The following is a 19,278-nucleotide window of genomic DNA, read 5'->3' on the forward strand; positions in this document are numbered from 1 at the left end:
CCCCCGCTTCTTTGGCGGCGCGGTTTTTCTACTTGGCTTCGCCCAGCAGCTTGGCCATCCGTGCGACGCCTTCTTCGAGGTCAGCATCACCCAGTGCATATGACATGCGGATATAGCCGGAAGGGCCGAATGCTTCACCTGGAACGACGGCAACTTCTGCCTGTTCCAGGATGAAAGCAGCAAGTTCTGCACTGGTGTTGTTCACAACGCCGCGGATTTCGCGACCCAGCAGGCCTCGAACATCCGAATACGCGTAGAACGCGCCTTCCGGAGTAGGGCAGTGCAGGCCGTCAATCGCGTTCAGTGATTCGACGATGGCCAAGCGGCGACGGTTGAAGGCAACCTTCATGTCGTTCACGGCATCCAGCGGCCCGGCAACAGCAGCCAGGGCGGCTCGCTGCGATACGTTGGAAACGTTCGAGGTGGCGTGGGACTGCAGGTTGGTGGCGGCCTTGATGACATCCAGGGGACCTGCCATCCAACCCACGCGCCAGCCGGTCATTGCGTAGGTCTTTGCCACGCCGTTGAGGATGACAACTCGGTCTTCGAGCTCTGGGACCAAGGTCGCGATGGAGCTGAAAGTTGCATCGCCGTAGGTCAAGTGCTCGTAGATCTCATCGGTAACAACCCACAGCCCCTTGGAAGCAGCCCACTGGCCGATCTCGCGGACCTGCTCCGGGGTGTATACGGCACCGGTGGGGTTCGAAGGAGAAACGAACAGCAGCACCTTGGTGCGTTCGGTCAGTACGGATTCGAGCTGTTCGACGGTAACCTTGTAGCCCTGCTCCGGGCCGGCAAAGACCGATACGGCCTTGCCTCCGGCGAGCTGGATGGCTTCGGGATAGGTGGTCCAGTACGGAGCCGGAACGATGACCTCGTCACCTGGATCAAGCAGGGTTGCGAAGGTGTTGTACACCGCCTGCTTGCCGCCATTGGTGACCAGAACCTGGTTGGCCTTGAGCTCGTAGCCCGAATCGCGCATGGTTTTGGCGGCGATTGCTTCGCGCAGCTCGGGAAGGCCGGCTGCAGGGGAGTAGCGGTGGTTCTTTGGATCCTGGGCCGCCTTGACTGCTGCTTCGACAATGTAGCCAGGGGTTGGGAAGTCGGGTTCACCGGCACCGAAACCGATTACTGGTCGACCTGCTGCTTTAAGAGCCTTCGCCTTGGCATCTACTGCGAGAGTCGCGGATTCGGAAATTGCGCCGATGCGGCGAGAAATGCGAGACATTGGGGATTCGTCCTGAAGTCTATGGGGACAGCTGTTACACCTCAGTTTAGTTCGCAACCTTGCACTTCAGCATCACAATTTTGAAAATGACACAATAAGGTGCGCAACGGGGCGCGGGAATGCGTTCTGCGCCACACCGGAGGTTGTCAGTTCGACATTTCCGATTTCGTTGCGTAAAGTTATTTCTCGTTGCCGAGACATCGCAACGGACGAAGCTGAATGTTTTATCCGCTAAGATGTTCTAGGTGGGAGCGGTAAAAAGCTCCGAAGGGTAGTGGCGCAATTGGTAGCGCAGCGGTCTCCAAAACCGCAGGTTGCAGGTTCGAGTCCTGTCTGCCCTGCGCAATAGCGATTTATCGCTTAGCGAATTATCTCATCACGGTGTGTTGCAGTCGAATAGACTATGGCACACCGTGATTGTTTCAACTGGCCAAATTTTTGAAACGAGGAAGAACATGACCGAATCTGCTCTCAGCTCCGGTAAGGGTGGACAGAAGTTGGGTTTCTTTGCCCGGATCTTCTTGTTTTTCCGCCAGGTAATCGCAGAACTTAAGAAGGTCGTCACCCCGACCCGCAGTGAACTAGTGAATTATTTCCTGGTTGTTGTCGGTTTCGTGGTCGTGGTGATGCTGATCGTGACGGCCCTGGACTTCGTCTTTGGGCAGGGTTCGATCCTCCTGTTCACCAACAAGGTCGAACAGTAATTTTGTTGCCTCGGAGGTATGATTACCCCGAGGCAATTTAGTGTCATTCAGTCAAAGAAAGCAGGAGCTGCAGTGTCCGACAAGGAACTCGAACCGCAGATTAATGACGAGGTCGAAAACGAGTTCGTTGAAGCCGCCGGCGATCAGGTTGAGCCAGCTGTAGAAGCTGACATCGACCCAACCGAAGCACCAGCACAGGACGCTGAAGACGCTCAGGTAATCGAAGGCGCAGCTGAAGAAGCTGAAGGCGAAGACAACGAAGCCGAAGCTGAAGAAGCTGAGGGCGAAGACAACGTAGCCAAGCTCAAGGAAGAATTCCGCGCTAAGCTCCGTCGTCTTCCAGGTGACTGGTTTGTCATTCACACCTACGCTGGTTACGAAAACCGCGTGAAGGTCAATCTTGAGACCCGTATCCAGACCCAGGACATGGATGAGTTCATCTTCGATATCCAGGTTCCAATGGAAGAGGTCGTCGAGGTCAAGAACACTCAGCGCAAGATCGTTCGCCGCGTGCGCATCCCGGGCTATGTCCTGGTCCGCATGGAGCTGACTGACGCGTCGTGGGGTGTTGTTCGACACACTCCAGGTGTCACTGGATTCGTTGGCAACGCCCACGATCCAAACCCACTGAGCCTTGACGAAGTGTTCTCCATGCTTGAGCACACCATCGTTGATCCAGTAGAGCAGCCATCGGCGTCCAAGCCAGGCCGTGCTCCAATTACTGAGGTCACCGTGGACTTCGAAGTCGGCGAATCGGTTATCGTCAATGACGGACCGTTCGAAACGATGCCGGCAACCATCTCGGAGATCAAGCTGGATGCCGCACAGCTGGTCGTACTGGTTTCGATCTTCGAACGTGAAACCCCAGTGACCCTGAACTTCAACCAGGTCACCAAGATCCAGTAGTATTAAGTCTTCGTGCCCCGCATCGGTCGCTTATCGATGCGAGGGTACGCTTGGCTGTCGCGCCACGATAGCCAGATCCCCGTGCCACGCTCCTGTGCCACGGGAAACGCAAGAGTAAGAAGGACCCGACATGGCCCCAAAGAAAAAGGTCACCGGACTCATCAAGCTGCAGATCCAGGCAGGTGCTGCTAACCCAGCTCCTCCAATCGGTCCAGCCCTTGGTCAGCACGGCGTCAACATCATGGAATTCTGCAAGGCTTACAACGCAGCGACCGAGTCGCAGCGCGGTAACGTTGTTCCAGTTGAGATCACCGTATACGAAGACCGTTCGTTCACTTTCATCACCAAGACTCCTCCTGCAGCTGAGCTGATCAAGAAGGCAGCTGGCATTGCAAAGGGTTCGGGTGTTCCGCACACCGACAAGGTTGCTAACCTGACCCAGGCTCAGGTTGAGGAAATCGCCACCACCAAGATGGCTGACCTGAACGCAAATGACCTGGCTGCTGCAGCCAAGATCATCGCCGGCACCGCCCGCTCCATGGGCGTGACCGTAGAAGGCTAATCCCGCCTTCCGCTGTTCACACGCTGGATAGCACTCAAGAATTCAATCTAAGGCGAAACGGTCATCCGATCGATTCGCCCGTGGCAGGACCCCGCGCGGTCCATATGACCACGACTGCATAAGGAGAAAACGCAGATGGCAAAGCGCAGCAAAGCATACGTAGCCGCCGCGGCTAAGATCGATGCCGACAACAACGTCTACGCTCCAGCCGAGGCAATTGCCCTGGCTAAGGAGACCGCAGGCGATAAGACCAACTCGACCGTTGAGGTTGCTTTCCGCCTGGGTGTTGACCCACGTAAGGCTGACCAGATGGTTCGCGGTACCGTAAACCTTCCACACGGCACCGGCAAGACCGCCCGCGTGGTTGTTTTCGCTAACGGTGACAAGGCAGAAGCAGCTCGCGAAGCTGGCGCCGACTTCGTTGGCTCGGACGACCTGATCGAAAAGATCCAGGGCGGCTGGACCGACTTCGACGCAGCAGTTGCAACCCCTGACCTGATGGGCAAGGTTGGCCGCTTGGGTAAGGTACTGGGTCCTCGTAACCTGATGCCAAACCCTAAGACCGGCACCGTGACCATGGATGTGGCCAAGGCTGTAACCGACATCAAGGGCGGCAAGATCGACTTCCGCGTCGACAAGCACTCGAACCTGCACTTCATCATTGGCAAGGTTTCGTTCGACGCAAAGCAGCTGACCGAGAACTACGCAGCAGCTCTGGAAGAGGTTATGCGCCTGAAGCCTTCGGCTTCGAAGGGTCGCTACATCTCGAAGGCAACCATCGCTACCACCTTCGGTCCAGGTATTCCTGTTGACGCGAACGTAACCCGCGTTGAGGCCTAAGTCTAGTAGCTAACTAGCTTGAGGGAGCATGCCGATAATCGGCATGCTCCCTTCCTTTTTAAGCGAGGAATCTGCGCGATGGCCACGGCTGCTGGAAAGCGTATTCATGTTTCGTGCCAGCCTGTAGCCGATGATAAGCTTTGACTACCGAGTATCTCGGTCATCCGCGTATGGATCCCCCAAGGCCCTACGCGGATGAGATACGAAAGTTTCCCCAAAACTTTTGTATCGGCGGGACTTACTACTAGCGTTCCCCAAGCGTTGGTAAATGAGTCCCGCCATTCTAATTTAATTCCCCTAGTGACCAGGATCATGAGATTGGCTCCGGCTTCGATTTGCTGTGGGCTGGAGTGCTCCTATAAACTAGAAATACCGAAGACCGTCGGTCGAGCATTTGGTTTCCAACTGCTCCTAAAGATCCGCAAGGATGACCAACGCAGGTTACATAGATTTTTTGACTTTGAATAAGTTGAAACGCCCTGTGCTCCTGCGCGGGGCTATTTTTATGGCCTCGCCGGTTTTGAAACGGTACCGAACAAATCCCCGGAAGGAGTGTTATGGCAACCCCAAGCAAGACTGCAGCGATTGAAGAAATCACCGCGGAATTCAATGATTCGTCGGCGGCTGTCTTGACCGAATACCGTGGGCTTACCGTTGCACAGCTCAAGGATCTGCGCCGCTCGCTTGGTCAGGAGACCAAGTACGCAGTCGTAAAGAACACCTTGACCGCAATCGCAGCGAAGAACGCTGGCATCGATGCTTTCGATGAACAGCTTTCTGGTCCAACCGCAATCGCCTTCATTAAGGGCGATGCAGTTGCTGCCGCTAAGAGCCTCACGGAATTCGCCAAGACTAACGAAAAGCTGGTCATCAAGACCGGTTGGTTCGAAGGTAAGGCACTGGACCAGAGCGGCATCGCTGCTTTGGCTGCGCTGGAATCCCGCGAAACTCAGCTCGCCCGCGTTGCAGCAGTGCTGCTGGCTCCAGCTTCCGCTGCTGCCCGCGCTGTCGAAGCTCTGCGTGCAAAGCTCGACGAGAACGGTGGCGAAGCTGCCGAGGAAGCTCCGGCAGAAGCCTAAGCTTTCGAGTTCTCTCGCAACGTAAACCCAAATTCATCGGCTCTCAAGGCCAAAAACCGAAAGGACGCCCACCATGGCGAAGCTCAGCAACGAAGAGCTGCTTTCCGCATTCAAGGAAATGACCATCATCGAACTGTCCGAGTTCGTTAAGGAATTCGAAGAGACCTTCGACGTAACCGCTGCTGCTGTTGCAGTTGCTGGTCCAGCTGCAGGCGGCGAAGCTGCTGCTGAAGAGCAGACCGAATTCGACGTAGTCCTCGAGTCGGCCGGCGACAAGAAGATCGCAGTTATCAAGGAAGTTCGCGCACTGACTTCCCTGGGCCTGAAGGAAGCTAAGGAGCTCGTTGACGCTGCTCCAAAGGCTCTGCTTGAGGGTGTTGCAAAGGACGCTGCCGAGAAGGCTAAGGAAGCTCTGGAAGCTGCCGGCGCTACCGTCACCGTTAAGTAAGTACAGCGGTCACTCGCAACTTATTGCCAAAGGTCCACAGACGAAAGTCTATGGGCCTTTGGTCGTTAAGCTGGGAAGTCCATAGCAATTATTTTATAACGTTTCTATTAACAGAGTTTATTCAAGTTCATTGTTTACAGTGAAAATGTGTCAAAAACCGTAGCTACCCAGAACCAGAAACCAGCACCGCGGCTAGGGCTCCTAGACGCATTGAGGATTACAGCTGCGCTAATTGTCGTCCTGTACCACTACACCGCATGGGGACATGATCACTGGGGGAGGCAGGCCGCAGAGTTCTGGCCAGTACTCTCCGAATTCACCCGTTACGGACAGCTGGGTGTACAGCTATTCTTCCTCATCTCGGGCTTCGTTATCCTGATGTCCCTCCAGGGAAAGAACGTCATTGGTTTCATCGGCTCGCGTGTGGGCCGCCTCTACCCGGCCTACTGGCTCGCGGTACTCGCAGCAACAGTACTCTCGCTTGGGATCTGGCCTTCCGGCAACGAGGGACGCTCGGCCAGTGATATTCTGCCCAACCTGAGCATGATGCAGGCTGGATTCGGCGTCACCGATATGGACGGTGTCTATTGGACACTTTGGGTCGAGTTGCGTTTCTACGTGTTGCTCGCAGTGCTCTTGTCCATGGGCTTCGTGAAGAACAAGCACATCCTCTTGCTCTCTGCCATTTGGCCCGCTCTGGGCCTGTATCTGCATTTCACAAGCTTGGACAAGCTGCAGGAATGGATTGCCGGGCAGTATGCGGCCCTGTTCGCAGCCGGCATGGTGCTCTTCTTGATCTATCAAAGCGGCCACAGCATTCTGCGGTGGTCCATGGTCGCAGGCAATACTGCCATCGCCGCATTTTTCACCGGCATCAAGGGGCGCAGTGACGCGGACTTGCTCTCCGGGATGGATATCCCGGCCTGGCATTTCCAGCTGCTGACCGTCCTGTGCGTAGTTCTGCTGGCGGTGTGCACCCTGACTCCGCTCAAGAACGTCCAGGGCAAATGGCTGGCTGTGGCCGGTTCATTGACTTACCCGCTGTACCTGGTGCACCAGTTGTGGGGTTGGTGGCTAATCAACCAGCTGCACGGTTTCGTGAACAAGTACGTGCTGCTGGCCGGTTTGCTGGTGCTGATGCTAGGAATTGCCTACCTGGTGGCACGCTTCGTCGAGCAGCCGCTGGGTCTGCCGCTGCGCAACGCGACGATCAAGGGATTGACCAAGTCGCAGGCCTGGGCCAAGAAGGCCTTGGCTAAGCCAGGGCTGGTTATTCCGGAGTCGAAATATCAGCAATCGTGGCATCAAATCCGCTAACCAAATCCTTGGCGCGAACCAGCAGTCCATGGGCTCGGTCCCCGCTGCCCAGTCCTATCTGTTCCGATACGGGCTCTTCGAAGACGCTGGCATCGATGTAGACAGGCAGTACTGTGTGCGAGCCAAAAGGCGTAATGGTTCCGCTCTCGTAGTGCGTGACATCCCAAGCGATATCTGAAGATGGCAGGGAGAGCTTATTGACGCCCATGATTCCGCGCAGCTTCGCCCAGTCAAGTTTCCGCCCGCCGGGGATCAGCGCGAAGACGAAGGTGCCGTCTGTGCGTTTGATAACCAGCGTCTTGAGCAAGGCCGAGGCCGAGATTCCCAAGGCGTCCGCAGCCTCTTCCAGCGAGCGGACCTTGTCGCGCGGCACAATCTCGATTGGGATGTTCCGGCGCGAGGCGTCCAGGGTAACTCGGGTCAGTGCTTCATCTGACTGCAGCTTATTCACTTCGTCTCCTAACCGTGGATGTTTGCTCGATCATAGCTAGTGGCGAAAGAAGAAGCCACCGGACACACGAGGTCGCAAAGGCTTATATCTGCTGGGGGAGCGTGTAGCTTCAAGCCTCCCGGATACCCGGAAAAAAATCTCCAAGAACGTTCGCCATGCGGCTGAAGCGGAGAAAAATTGGGGTTTCTGATGCCTGCTGAGGAGAATGTGACAGAAAGCATAACGTTGCCTGATGCCCGGAATCCGGAGACTGCGTTCAGCGGGCCAAGACCTTTGGCAATTCGCAAGAATCCGCGAAAACAAGGGTATCAGTTGGGAAAATGCATGCACTTTTCGGTGCGCGGTACGACCGGGTTGCGCGCTGGCGCGGTGCTTGGAAACCTGAGTGGCAGCCCGCGCGAAAGTGGGGGCGAAAACTATAGCACGAATTTCTGCACCGAGTATCGACAACCGGATTTTCCTCCGGTAGAGTAGAAATTTGCGCCTTGCTGTTTGCGCGCGCGGCCTTCATATAGCGGTGGGTTCGTGCGGACGAAAAAAGAGGAACTGTCCTATGGCAGGAACCTTAGCACGGTAAGCGTTCGGAAACCTGACGGTCTTTGGAAGGATCCATCTTGGTCGCCTCGAGCAACCCTAACAACCAAACCGCTAGTTCGGCTCGCGATGCTGCATACGCTGGCCGACTTTCTTTTGCAAAGATTCACGAACCCCTTGAAGTGCCTAACCTGCTGGCATTGCAGACCGAGAGCTTTGACCGCCTCGTCGGCAACCAGAACTGGGTAGAGCGCCTGGCCAAGGCAGAAGCCGCTGGTGACTTCAGCGTGCCCAACACCTCGGGCCTGGCAGAAATCTTCGAGGAAATCTCCCCAATCGAGGACTTCCAGGACACCATGTCCTTGAGCTTCTCGGATCCGGAGTTCGCTGATCCTAAGTACTCGATCGCAGAGTGCAAGGACCGCGACGCCACCTACGCGGCACCGCTGTATGTCAAGGCCGAATTCATGAATAATGAAACCGGCGAAATCAAGCAGCAGACCGTGTTCATGGGCGATTTCCCGCTGATGAGCGAAAAGGGCACCTTCATCATCAACGGCACCGAGCGTGTCGTTGTGTCCCAGCTGGTTCGCTCCCCAGGTGCGTACTTCGAGTCCACGCCGGACAAGACCAGTGACAAGACGATCTTCTCGGCACGTATCATCCCATCGCGTGGTGCATGGTTCGAGCTGGAAATCGACAAGCGCGACCAGATCGGCGTACGCCTTGATCGCAAGCGCAAGCAGTCGGTCACCGTCTTGCTCAAGGCCCTTGGCTGGAGCGAAGAGCAGATCCTGTCCGAGTTCGGCCAGTACGATTCGATGCGCGCAACCTTGGAAAAGGACAGCATCAAGGATCAGAACGAAGCCTTGCTGGACATCTACCGCAAGCTGCGTCCAGGCGAGCCTCCTACGGTTGAGGCCGCCCAGGCACTGCTGAAGAACATGTACTTCGAGCCTAAGCGCTACGACCTGGCAAAGGTTGGCCGCTACAAGATCAACCGCAAGCTGGGCGTGGAGACTCCGGTCAACGCCGAGAACGCTTCGGTGCTCTCGCTGGACGACCTGGTAGCGATGATCCGCTACCTCGTTGCGCTGCACGCAGGCGAGAAGACTGTTCAGGGCACCCGCAAGGGCGAGATCGTTGACGTTCCTGTCAACGTCGACGACATCGACCACTTCGGCAACCGCCGCATCCGCGCCGTGGGCGAACTGATCGAGAACCAGGTCCGCACCGGCCTGTCCCGCATGGAGCGTGTTGTGCGCGAGCGCATGACCACCCAGGACGTCGAGGCGATCACCCCGCAGACCCTGATCAACATCCGCCCTGTTGTGGCTGCCATCAAGGAGTTCTTCGGAACCTCGCAGCTTTCGCAGTTCATGGACCAGAACAACCCGCTGGCCGGCCTGACCCACAAGCGCCGCTTGTCGGCTCTGGGCCCGGGCGGCCTGTCCCGTGACCGCGCAGGCATGGAAGTACGAGACGTCCACCCGTCCCACTACGGACGCATGTGCCCAATTGAAACCCCTGAAGGCCCGAACATCGGCCTGATCGGTTCGTTGGCTACCTACGGACGCATCAACTCCTTCGGCTTCATCGAAACCCCGTACCGCCGCGTCGCCAATGGCGTCGTGTCCAACGAGGTCGACTACCTGACCGCCGATGACGAGCTGCAGCACTACATCGCACAGGCCAACGCGCCACTGGATGAGAACGGCCGCTTCGTTGAAGAGACCGTTCTGGTTCGCGAAAAGGGCGGTGGCGGCGAGCCTGTCATCGTCGATTCCGCTGAAGTGACCTTCATGGACGTTTCGCCGCGCCAGATGGTTTCGGTGGCAACCGCGCTGATTCCATTCCTCGAGCACGACGATGCCAACCGCGCACTGATGGGCGCCAACATGCAGCGCCAGGCTGTGCCGCTGCTGAAGTCCGAGCGTCCGCTGGTGGGTACCGGCATGGAGAAGTTCGCCGCGGTTGACGCCGGCGACTCCGTTGTCGCCGCCAAGCCAGGCGTGGTCACCGAGGTATCTGCTGACCTGGTTGTCGTCATGAACGATGACGGCACCGAGTCGATGTACCCGATCATGAAGTTCGCCCGCTCGAACCAGGGCAACGCCTACAACCAGCGCGTTCGCGTGTCCGAAGGCGACCGCCTGGAATACCAGTCGATCATCGCTGACGGTCCTTCGACCGACTCCGGCGAGCTCTCGCTGGGCAAGAACCTGCTCGTGGCATTCATGTCCTGGGAAGGCTACAACTACGAGGATGCGATCATCCTCTCCCAGCGCATGATCTTCGACGACGTACTCACCTCGATTCACATCGAAGAGCACGAAGTCGATGCCCGCGACACCAAGCTCGGTGCCGAGGAAATCACCCGCGACATCCCGAATGTCTCGGAAGACATCCTCTCCCAGCTCGATGACCGCGGCATCGTCTACATCGGTGCCGAGGTCGAGGCCGGCGACGTGCTGGTAGGCCGTGTCACCCCTAAGGGCGAGACCGAACTGACCCCGGAAGAGCGCCTGCTGCGTGCCATCTTCGGTGAGAAGTCGCGCGAAGTGCGCGACACCTCGCTGAAGGTTCCGCACGGCGAGTCCGGCACCGTCATTGGTGTTCGCATCTTCGACCGCGACAACGACGATGACCTTTCCCCTGGTGTCAACCAGCTGGTCCGCGTCTACGTTGCCCAGAAGCGCAAGATCTCGATCGGCGACAAGCTCGCAGGTCGCCACGGTAACAAGGGCGTCATCTCGCGCATCATGCCGCTGGAAGACATGCCATTCCTGGAAGACGGCACCCCGCTGGATGTCATCCTGAACCCGCTAGGTGTGCCAGGTCGTATGAACGTCGGCCAGGTTATGGAAATCCACCTGGGTTGGGCTGCCAAGCAGGGCTGGAAGATCGAAGGCGAGCCTGAATGGGTCCGCGATCTGCCGAACCTGCCACGCGAGTCCGGTTCCACCACCGTGGCAACCCCGGTCTTCGATGGCGCTTCCGAAGAGGAAATCCGCGGCATCCTGGATTCGACCAGCAAGACCCGTGACGGTGTGCGCCTGATTGGCAACTCCGGCAAGGCGAAGCTGTTCGACGGCCGCTCCGGCGACCCGCTGCCGGATCCGGTTTCCGTGGGCTACATGTACATCTTGAAGCTCCACCACCTGGTGGACGACAAGATCCACGCCCGTTCCACCGGTCCATACTCCATGATCACCCAGCAGCCACTGGGCGGTAAGGCCCAGTTCGGTGGCCAGCGCTTCGGCGAGATGGAAGTTTGGGCACTGGAAGCATACGGTGCCGCTTACACACTGCAGGAAATCCTGACCATCAAGTCGGATGATATCCACGGCCGCGTGAAGGTCTACGAAGCTATCGTCAAGGGCGAGAACGTTCCAGAGCCTGGTGTTCCAGAATCGTTCAAGGTGCTCATCAAGGAAATGCAGTCGCTGTGCTTGAACGTCGAGGTACTCGGTACCGACGGCAACACTATCGAAATGCGTGAGTCGGACGAGGAATCGTTCCGCGCCGCTGAAGAGCTGGGCATCGACCTTTCACGGTCGGAGCCGAACTCCGTAGAGGAAGTGTAATCTGGCGCCCTGCCTGCAGGACCTGCAGGCAGCGGCGGCAAATTCCCACCCTCATTCGTATCGACTTCAGACACCACAGAAGAGAGAAAAGGACCATATGTCCAGCGATTCCTCATTCGGCCTCATGCGAATCAACCTTGCCACCGCGGATGAAATCCGTGGATGGAGCTACGGCGAGGTCAAGAAGCCGGAAACCATTAACTACCGCACCCTGAAGCCGGAGAAGGACGGTCTTTTCTGCGAAAAGATCTTCGGCCCTTCCCGCGACTGGGAATGCTACTGCGGCAAGTACAAGCGCGTGCGCTTCAAGGGCATCATCTGCGAGCGTTGCGGCGTCGAGGTGACCCGCGCGAACGTACGCCGTGAGCGCATGGGCCACATCGAGCTGGCAGCTCCTGTGACCCACATCTGGTACTTCAAGGGCGTTCCATCGCGCTTGGGCTACCTGCTCGATCTGGCTCCGAAGGACCTCGAAAAGGTCATCTACTTCGCTGCCTACATGATCACCGGTGTCGACGAAGCACGCCGCCACGCCGAAATGCCTAACCTGCAGGCCCAGCACGACCTGGAACTGCGCAACCTTGCGAACAACTCGGAAGCTGACAAGAAGGCTGTTGCAGCCGACCTGGAAGCCGAGCTTGAGCGCATGGAAGCTGACGGCGCCAAGAATGCCGAGCTGAACAAGGCCCGCACCTTGGCCGAGAAGACTGTTCTGCAGATCGACAAGCGCGCCAAGGCCGAAGCCGAGCGCCTGCGTGCGGTCTGGGAGCGCTTCAAGAACCTGAAGGTCGCCGACCTCGAAGGCGACGAAGGCCTGTACCGCACCATGCGTGAGAAGTACGGACTGTTCTTCGAAGGCTCCATGGGTGCAGAAGCTATCCAGAAGCGCCTTGAGAACTTCGATCTGGCGGCTGAAGCTGAAGAGCTGAAGACCATCATCGAAAACGGCAAGGGCCAGAAGAAGGCTCGTGCGCTCAAGCGCCTGAAGGTCGTCAACGCGTTCCTTGTCAACGGCAACTCGCCTAAGGGCATGGTCCTTGACGCCGTTCCGGTGATCCCGCCAGAACTGCGCCCGATGGTCCAGCTCGACGGTGGCCGTTTCGCTACCTCGGATCTGAACGACCTGTACCGCCGCGTGATCAACCGCAACAACCGCCTCAAGCGCCTGCTTGATCTCGGTGCGCCAGAGATCATCGTGAACAACGAAAAGCGCATGATGCAGGAAGCTGTTGACTCGCTGTTCGATAACGGCCGTCGTGGCCGTCCGGTGACCGGTCCAGGCAACCGCCCGCTGAAGTCCCTGAGCGACATGCTCAAGGGCAAGCAGGGTCGTTTCCGCCAGAACCTGCTGGGCAAGCGCGTTGACTACTCGGGCCGTTCGGTCATCGTTGTCGGCCCGCAGCTGAAGCTGCACCAGTGCGGTCTGCCAAAGCAGATGGCCCTGGAGCTGTTCAAGCCTTTCGTGATGAAGCGCCTGGTCGACCTCAACCACGCACAGAACATCAAGTCGGCTAAGCGCATGGTCGAGCGTTACCGCCCGCAGGTTTGGGATGTTCTCGAAGAGATCATCACCGAGCACCCGGTACTGCTCAACCGTGCACCTACCCTGCACCGCTTGGGTATCCAGGCCTTCGAACCACAGCTGATCGAAGGCAAGGCCCTGCAGCTGCACCCATTGGTTTGCGGCGCGTTCAACGCTGACTTCGACGGTGACCAGATGGCAGTTCACCTGCCGCTGAGCCCAGAAGCACAGGCTGAAGCCCGTATCTTGATGCTGTCCTCGCACAATATCTTGAAGCCTTCCGATGGCCGCCCAGTGGCACAGCCTTCGCAGGATATGATCATCGGATTGCACCACTTGACCACCAAGCGTGCAACCGAAAAGGGCGCCGGCCGCGTGTTCGCTACCGTATCCGAGGCCATCATGGCCAAGGATCTGGGCGAACTGCACCTGAACGCACCGATCAAGGTCCGCGTGGAGAACTTCGTTCCTTCCGCAGACCAGCCAGCCCCTGAGGGCTGGGAGCCAGGTACCCCGGCATTGCTGGATACCTCGCTTGGCCAGGTGCTGTTCAACGACACCCTGCCTGCGGACTACCCATGGGTAGCCACCGTAGCGGGCAAGGATGCGCTCTCGGAGATCGTCAACGATCTGGCAGAGCGCTACCCGAAGATCATTGCCGCAGCTACCCTGGATAACCTGAAGGACGCCGGTTTCTACTGGTCGACCCGCTCGGGTGTCACCGTGGCGATCTCGGACATTACCTCGAACATGGATAAGGCAGCCATCTTGGCTCCTTACGAGGTAAAGGCCGCCAAGGTCCAGGCTTCCTACGACAAGGGCCTGATTGCAGATACCGAGCGCCGCCAGGACCTGATCGACATCTGGACCAAGGCTACCGACGAGGTTGCCGAGGCAATGAAGAACGGCATGGAAGAGCTGAACACCATTAACCGAATGGTGACTTCCAAGGCTCGTGGTAACTACCTGCAATTGCGTCAGATCGCGGGTATCCGTGGTCTGGTGTCCAACCCTAAGGGTGAAATTATTCCTCGCCCGATCAAGTCTTCCTACCGTGAAGGCCTGTCGGTTCTGGAGTACTTCATCGCGACCCACGGTGCCCGTAAGGGCCTGGCGGATACCGCGCTGAAGACCGCTAACTCGGGTTACCTGACCCGTCGTCTGGTGGACGTTTCGCAGGATGTTATCGTTCGCGAAGAGGACTGCGGCACCAAGCGCGGCTTGACCGTTGCCATTGCAGATAACTCTGCCGGCATCCGCGTCAAGCACGAGACCGTGGAGAACTCGGCATACACCCGTACGCTGGCTACCGACGTCAAGAACGCTGAAGGCACCGTGCTGGCTACCGCCGGTTCGGATGTCGGCGACGTGCTGATCGACGAGCTGTACGCTGCAGGCGTGGATGAAATCCGCGTTCGCTCCGTGCTGACCTGCGACTCGGCTGTTGGAACCTGTGCTCTGTGCTACGGGCGTTCGCTGGCCAGCGGCAAGACCGTGGACATCGGCGAGGCTGTTGGCATTATCGCCGCGCAGTCCATCGGCGAGCCTGGTACCCAGCTGACCATGCGTACCTTCCACACCGGTGGTGTAGCGTCGGCTGACGATATCACCCAGGGTCTGCCTCGTATCCAGGAACTGTTCGAAGCCCGTACCCCTAAGGGTGTGGCTCCGATGTCCGAGGTTGCCGGTCGCGTGTCGATCGAAGACGACGAGAAGCAGCTGCGTGTTGTAGTTACTCCAGACAACGGCGACGAGAAGCAGGCCTACCCGGTTCTGCGCCGTGCTCGCCTGTTGGTTGAAGAGGGCGAAAGCATCGTTGCCGGCACCCAGCTCACCAGCGGTACCTTGGATCCGAAGCAGGTTCTTCGAGTCCTCGGCCCACGTGAGGCACAGAAGTTCCTGGTCCGCGAGGTCCAGGATGTGTACCAGTCCCAGGGTGTAGGCATCCACGATAAGCACGTGGAAGTCATCGTCCGCCAGATGCTGCGCCGCGTCACCGTCATCGAGTCCGGCGAGACCGACTTGCTGCCAGGCGAGTTGGCCGATCGTTCGCGCTTCACCGCTGCGAACCGCAAGGCCGTTTCGGAAGGCCAGCGTCCAGCTGCCGGCCGTGACGAGCTGATGGGCATCACCAAGGCATCGCTGGCCACCGATTCGTGGCTGTCGGCTGCTTCCTTCCAGGAAACCACTCGCGTCCTGACCCAGGCTGCGATGGAAGGCAAGGAAGATCCACTGCGCGGTCTGAAGGAAAACGTGATCATCGGTAAGCTGATCCCGGCCGGTACCGGTCTGGATCGCTACACCCAGGTCAACGTCGAGCCAACCGATGAAGCAAAGGCAACTTTGTTCACCGGCACCTCGGCCTTCTCTTCGGGCCTGTACGACGATGCGCTGGAAGGCGGGCTGTCGCCTGAATTCCGTGCCATCTCGATGGACGACTACGACCACGGCTCGGACTTCCGCTAAACCGGAAGCACTGTCACCGTCAGGTAGTTTGACCCAATGCCTGCCCGCACACTGTGCGGGCAGGCATTGGGCGTTTAACCGTCACGGGGTGAAAATAGTAGTCGACGAATCCACTGGGAGATTTAGGAACTAGTATTTGCCATGAAGCGGATCCGCTGGCAAGCCGGCAGCGGCCATCCGCGGATTCAGGTGCTTTTCATCTGGCGGTCCCATGGCGTTCAGCTGGGGTCGTTAGCGTAGTCACTACCCAAACCGTCTCGATGGCGGCGGGGGCCAAGAGTGGCCTGGTCGGTGAGATAGCTTACTGTACATGGTGGCTCGGTGGATTAATGCTAGACTGAGATCAATTGTTTTATGTGTGGCAAAATGGACTCCGTCCGGGTTGCGGGTAGGTTGCGCAACGAATGCCACACTTTCGCACGCCTAGGGACTTTTGATTCTGAGTGCGCGGTAAAGCAAGCAGCTAGCTACATTGCGAAGCGCTAAAACTTTTCTAGGCTTAGGCGTTTTCGTCGTGTTGCCGAAGAACTTAGACAATGGAAGGACACGAAAGTGCCTACTATTCAGCAGCTGGTCCGCAAGGGCCGCTCGCCTAAGGTCGTCAAGACCAAGGCCCCTGCCCTTAAGGGCAACCCAATGCGCCGTGGCGTGTGCACCCGTGTGTACACCACCACCCCGAAGAAGCCAAACTCGGCTCTGCGTAAGGTCGCACGTGTGCGCCTTGCCGGTGGCGTCGAAGTGACCGCTTACATTCCAGGTGTCGGACACAACCTGCAGGAACACTCCATCGTGCTCGTTCGCGGTGGTCGTGTAAAGGACCTTCCAGGTGTTCGCTACAAGATTGTTCGTGGTGCTCTGGATACCCAGGGTGTGAAGGATCGTAAGCAGGCTCGTTCCCGCTACGGTGCAAAGAAGGATGGTAAGTAATGCCTCGTAAGGGTCCGGCGCCAAAGCGCCCACTAGTTTCTGATCCAGTCTTCGAATCCCCATTGGTCACCCAGCTGATCAACAAGGTTCTCGTAGACGGCAAGAAGTCCACTGCAGAGCGCATTGTTTACGGTGCACTCGAAGGTGCCGCAGCAAAGTCCGGCGCCGACGCTGTTTCGACCCTCAAGAAGGCTATGGACAACATCCGTCCAGCCCTCGAGGTTCGTTCCCGCCGCGTCGGTGGCGCTACCTACCAGGTTCCTGTTGAGGTCAAGCCAGGCCGTGCAACCGCACTGGCTCTGCGCTGGCTGGTTGGCTACTCGAAGGCTCGCCGCGAGAAGACCATGATCGAGCGTTTGATGAACGAGATCCTGGACGCATCGAACGGTCTGGGTGCCGCTGTGAAGCGTCGCGAAGACACTCACAAGATGGCCGAGTCCAACAAGGCCTTCGCACACTACCGCTGGTAAGAACCGCTCGGAAAAGCTGGGCATCAACCGATGCCCAGCAATTCCGGCCTCACCTTATAGGGAGACAACGTGGCACAGGACGTGCTTACTGACCTTAACAAGGTCCGCAATATCGGCATCATGGCTCACATCGATGCCGGTAAGACCACTACTACTGAGCGCATCCTTTTCTACACGGGTGTGAACCACAAGCTCGGTGAAACCCACGACGGTGCTTCGACCACCGACTGGATGGAACAGGAAAAAGAGCGCGGTATCACCATTACCTCCGCTGCTGTTACCTGCTTCTGGAACAAGAACCAGATCAACATCATCGACACCCCGGGCCACGTTGACTTCACCGTTGAGGTGGAGCGCTCGCTGCGCGTGCTCGATGGCGCCGTTGCCGTCTTCGATGGCAAGGAAGGCGTTGAGCCTCAGTCCGAGACCGTTTGGCGCCAGGCTGACAAGTACGACGTTCCACGTATCTGCTTCGTCAACAAGATGGACAAGCTGGGCGCTGACTTCTACTTCACCGTAGATACCATCATCCAGCGCCTTGGTGCCAAGCCGCTGGTTATGCAGCTGCCAATCGGCTCCGAGTCCGAGTTCACCGGTGTCGTTGACCTGCTGTCCATGAAGGCATTCGTTTGGGAAGGCGACTCCAAGGGTGACGTCACCATGGGCGCTGCTTACGAAACCCGCGAAATCCCTGCCGACTTGGTTGAGCGTGCTGAAGAGTACCGCGCCAAGCTGGTTGAAGATGTCGCTGAGGCATCCGAAGAGCTCATGGAGAAGTACCTCGAAGGTGAAGAAATCTCCGTTGAGGAACTCAAGGCTGGCATCCGCAAGCTGACCGTGAACTCGGAAGCTTACCCAGTATTCTGTGGTTCGGCCTTCAAGAACCGCGGCGTTCAGCCAATGCTGGATGCAGTCATCGACTTCCTGCCGAACCCACTGGACGTTGGCGCCACCATCGGTCACGATCCGAAGGACGAAGAAGTTGAGCTGACCCGCGAGCCTTCGGAGGACGCACCGTTCTCGGCACTTGCGTTCAAGATCGCCGCTCACCCGTTCTTCGGCCAGTTGAACTTCATCCGCGTTTACTCCGGCAAGGCAGAGTCCGGCGCACAGCTGCTGAACTCCACCAAGGGCAAGAAGGAACGCGTAGGCAAGCTCTTCCAGATGCACTCCAACAAGGAGAATCCGGTAGACGAGATCCACGCAGGTCACATCTACGCTGTGATCGGCCTGAAGGCCACCACCACCGGTGACACCCTATGTGATCCAGCCCACCCAATCGTTCTCGAATCGATGAGCTTCCCGGATCCAGTGATCTCTGTGGCCATCGAACCAAAGACCAAGGGTGACCAGGAAAAGCTGTCGACCGCTATCCAGAAGTTGTCGGCGGAAGATCCAACTTTCACCGTGTCCCTGAACGAAGACACCGGCCAGACCGTCATTGGCGGTATGGGTGAGCTTCACCTGGACATTCTGGTTGACCGCATGAAGCGCGAATTCCGTGTGGAAGCAAACGTTGGCAAGCCACAGGTTGCATACCGCGAAACCATCAAGAAGGCTGTGGAGAAGGTTGACTTCACCCACAAGAAGCAGACCGGTGGTTCGGGTCAGTTCGCAAAGGTCCAGGTCTCGTTCGAGCCTCTGGAAGTTGTTGACGGCGTCACCTACGAGTTCAAGAACGCCGTGACCGGTGGTCGTGTTCCTCGTGAGTACATCCCATCCGTTGACGCTGGTATCCAGGACGCAATGCAGTACGGTATCCTCGCAGGCTACCCACTGGTCGGTGTCAAGGCTACCCTCATCGATGGTGCTTACCACGATGTCGACTCCTCGGAAATGGCCTTCAAGATCGCTGGTTCGCAGGTATTCAAGGAAGGCGCACGCCGCGCTAACCCTGTTTTGCTTGAACCGCTGATGGCTGTTGAAGTCCGTACCCCGGAAGAGTACATGGGCGACGTTATCGGCGACCTGAACTCCCGTCGTGGTTCGATCAGCGAGATGTCCGACGCTGCTGGCGTCAAGGTCATCCGCGCTGGTGTGCCACTGTCGGAAATGTTCGGTTACATTGGTGACCTGCGTTCGAAGACCCAGGGTCGCGCAGTTTACTCGATGACCTTCGACAGCTACTCTGAGGTCCCGAAGGCAGTTGCCGACGAGATCATCCAGAAGTCCCGCGGCGAGTAATCGTCTCGGTATAAAAACCTGGCCGTGACCCCCTTAGCGGGGAAGTGGCCGAT

The 19,278-nt window shown here is 57.9% G+C and carries 14 protein-coding genes and 1 tRNA gene; 13 read left to right on the plus strand and 2 right to left on the minus strand.

The genetic code is table 11. The features are described from left to right. Positions 1-28 precede the first annotated feature (28 nt). Positions 29-1,228 (minus strand): pyridoxal phosphate-dependent aminotransferase, encoded by a 1,200-nt coding sequence (locus ACNPN0_RS02785; protein WP_105661541.1) that lies wholly within the window; start codon positions 1,226-1,228, stop codon positions 29-31. A 268-nt stretch (positions 1,229-1,496) separates the two neighbouring features. Between ACNPN0_RS02785 and ACNPN0_RS02790 the strand changes: the two genes are divergently transcribed. From ACNPN0_RS02790 to ACNPN0_RS02825, 8 genes are all read left to right on the plus strand, one after another. Then, positions 1,497-1,569 (plus strand) — tRNA-Trp (locus tag ACNPN0_RS02790). A gap of 114 nt (positions 1,570-1,683) precedes the next feature. Then, complete coding sequence (secE, locus tag ACNPN0_RS02795) at positions 1,684-1,932, plus strand: preprotein translocase subunit SecE (RefSeq protein WP_038992215.1); 249 nt, start codon at positions 1,684-1,686, stop codon at positions 1,930-1,932. Between the two features lie 72 nt (positions 1,933-2,004). Continuing rightward, positions 2,005-2,838: a transcription termination/antitermination protein NusG gene (gene nusG, locus ACNPN0_RS02800; protein WP_448937640.1), complete on the plus strand. Its 834-nt coding sequence runs from the start codon at positions 2,005-2,007 to the stop codon at positions 2,836-2,838. A 130-nt stretch (positions 2,839-2,968) separates the two neighbouring features. Then, positions 2,969-3,400 carry a 50S ribosomal protein L11 gene (gene rplK, locus ACNPN0_RS02805; RefSeq protein ID WP_105657674.1) on the plus strand — a complete coding sequence of 144 codons (432 nt, stop codon included), beginning with the start codon at positions 2,969-2,971 and terminating at the stop codon, positions 3,398-3,400. Between the two features lie 135 nt (positions 3,401-3,535). Then, positions 3,536-4,240, plus strand: coding sequence for a 50S ribosomal protein L1 (rplA, locus tag ACNPN0_RS02810; protein WP_105661540.1), 705 nt, complete (start codon positions 3,536-3,538; stop codon positions 4,238-4,240). A gap of 557 nt (positions 4,241-4,797) precedes the next feature. Next, positions 4,798-5,319, plus strand: coding sequence for a 50S ribosomal protein L10 (gene rplJ / locus ACNPN0_RS02815; RefSeq protein WP_105657672.1), 522 nt, complete (start codon positions 4,798-4,800; stop codon positions 5,317-5,319). Positions 5,320-5,392: 73 nt separating this feature from the next. Then, the gene (gene rplL, locus ACNPN0_RS02820; RefSeq protein ID WP_105657671.1) at positions 5,393-5,767 is read left to right on the plus strand and encodes a 50S ribosomal protein L7/L12; all 375 of its coding nucleotides are present in this window, start codon (positions 5,393-5,395) and stop codon (positions 5,765-5,767) included. 147 nt (positions 5,768-5,914) lie between these two features. Beyond that, entirely contained in the window at positions 5,915-7,084 is a 1,170-nt protein-coding gene (locus ACNPN0_RS02825) for an acyltransferase family protein (RefSeq protein ID WP_400342053.1), read from the plus strand. On the opposite strand, the gene ACNPN0_RS02830 is transcribed toward ACNPN0_RS02825, so the two are convergent. After that, the gene (locus ACNPN0_RS02830; RefSeq protein ID WP_400342054.1) at positions 7,038-7,535 is read right to left on the minus strand and encodes an aminoacyl-tRNA deacylase; all 498 of its coding nucleotides are present in this window, start codon (positions 7,533-7,535) and stop codon (positions 7,038-7,040) included. The genes ACNPN0_RS02825 and ACNPN0_RS02830 overlap by 47 nt on opposite strands. Before the next feature lie 614 nt (positions 7,536-8,149). On the opposite strand from ACNPN0_RS02830, the gene rpoB reads away from it, so the two are divergent. The 5 genes from rpoB to fusA all read left to right on the plus strand — a co-directional run bounded on the left by rpoB (position 8,150) and on the right by fusA (position 19,225). Further along, complete coding sequence (gene rpoB / locus ACNPN0_RS02835; protein ID WP_105657689.1) at positions 8,150-11,656, plus strand: DNA-directed RNA polymerase subunit beta; 3,507 nt, start codon at positions 8,150-8,152, stop codon at positions 11,654-11,656. Between the two features lie 97 nt (positions 11,657-11,753). Then, positions 11,754-15,644 (plus strand): DNA-directed RNA polymerase subunit beta', encoded by a 3,891-nt coding sequence (locus tag ACNPN0_RS02840; protein WP_105657668.1) that lies wholly within the window; start codon positions 11,754-11,756, stop codon positions 15,642-15,644. A 552-nt stretch (positions 15,645-16,196) separates the two neighbouring features. Continuing rightward, positions 16,197-16,571, plus strand: a complete 375-nt coding sequence (rpsL, locus tag ACNPN0_RS02845) for a 30S ribosomal protein S12 (protein ID WP_013349694.1) — start codon at positions 16,197-16,199, stop codon at positions 16,569-16,571. Continuing rightward, positions 16,571-17,041: a 30S ribosomal protein S7 gene (gene rpsG / locus ACNPN0_RS02850; protein WP_096256908.1), complete on the plus strand. Its 471-nt coding sequence runs from the start codon at positions 16,571-16,573 to the stop codon at positions 17,039-17,041. Before rpsL ends, rpsG begins: the two co-directional genes overlap by 1 nt. Before the next feature lie 69 nt (positions 17,042-17,110). Beyond that, on the plus strand, positions 17,111-19,225 hold the full coding sequence (fusA, locus tag ACNPN0_RS02855) for an elongation factor G (protein ID WP_105657667.1): 2,115 nt from the start codon (positions 17,111-17,113) through the stop codon (positions 19,223-19,225). Positions 19,226-19,278: the final 53 nt, after the last annotated feature.

This window comes from Glutamicibacter sp. AGC84 (assembly GCF_053543575.1).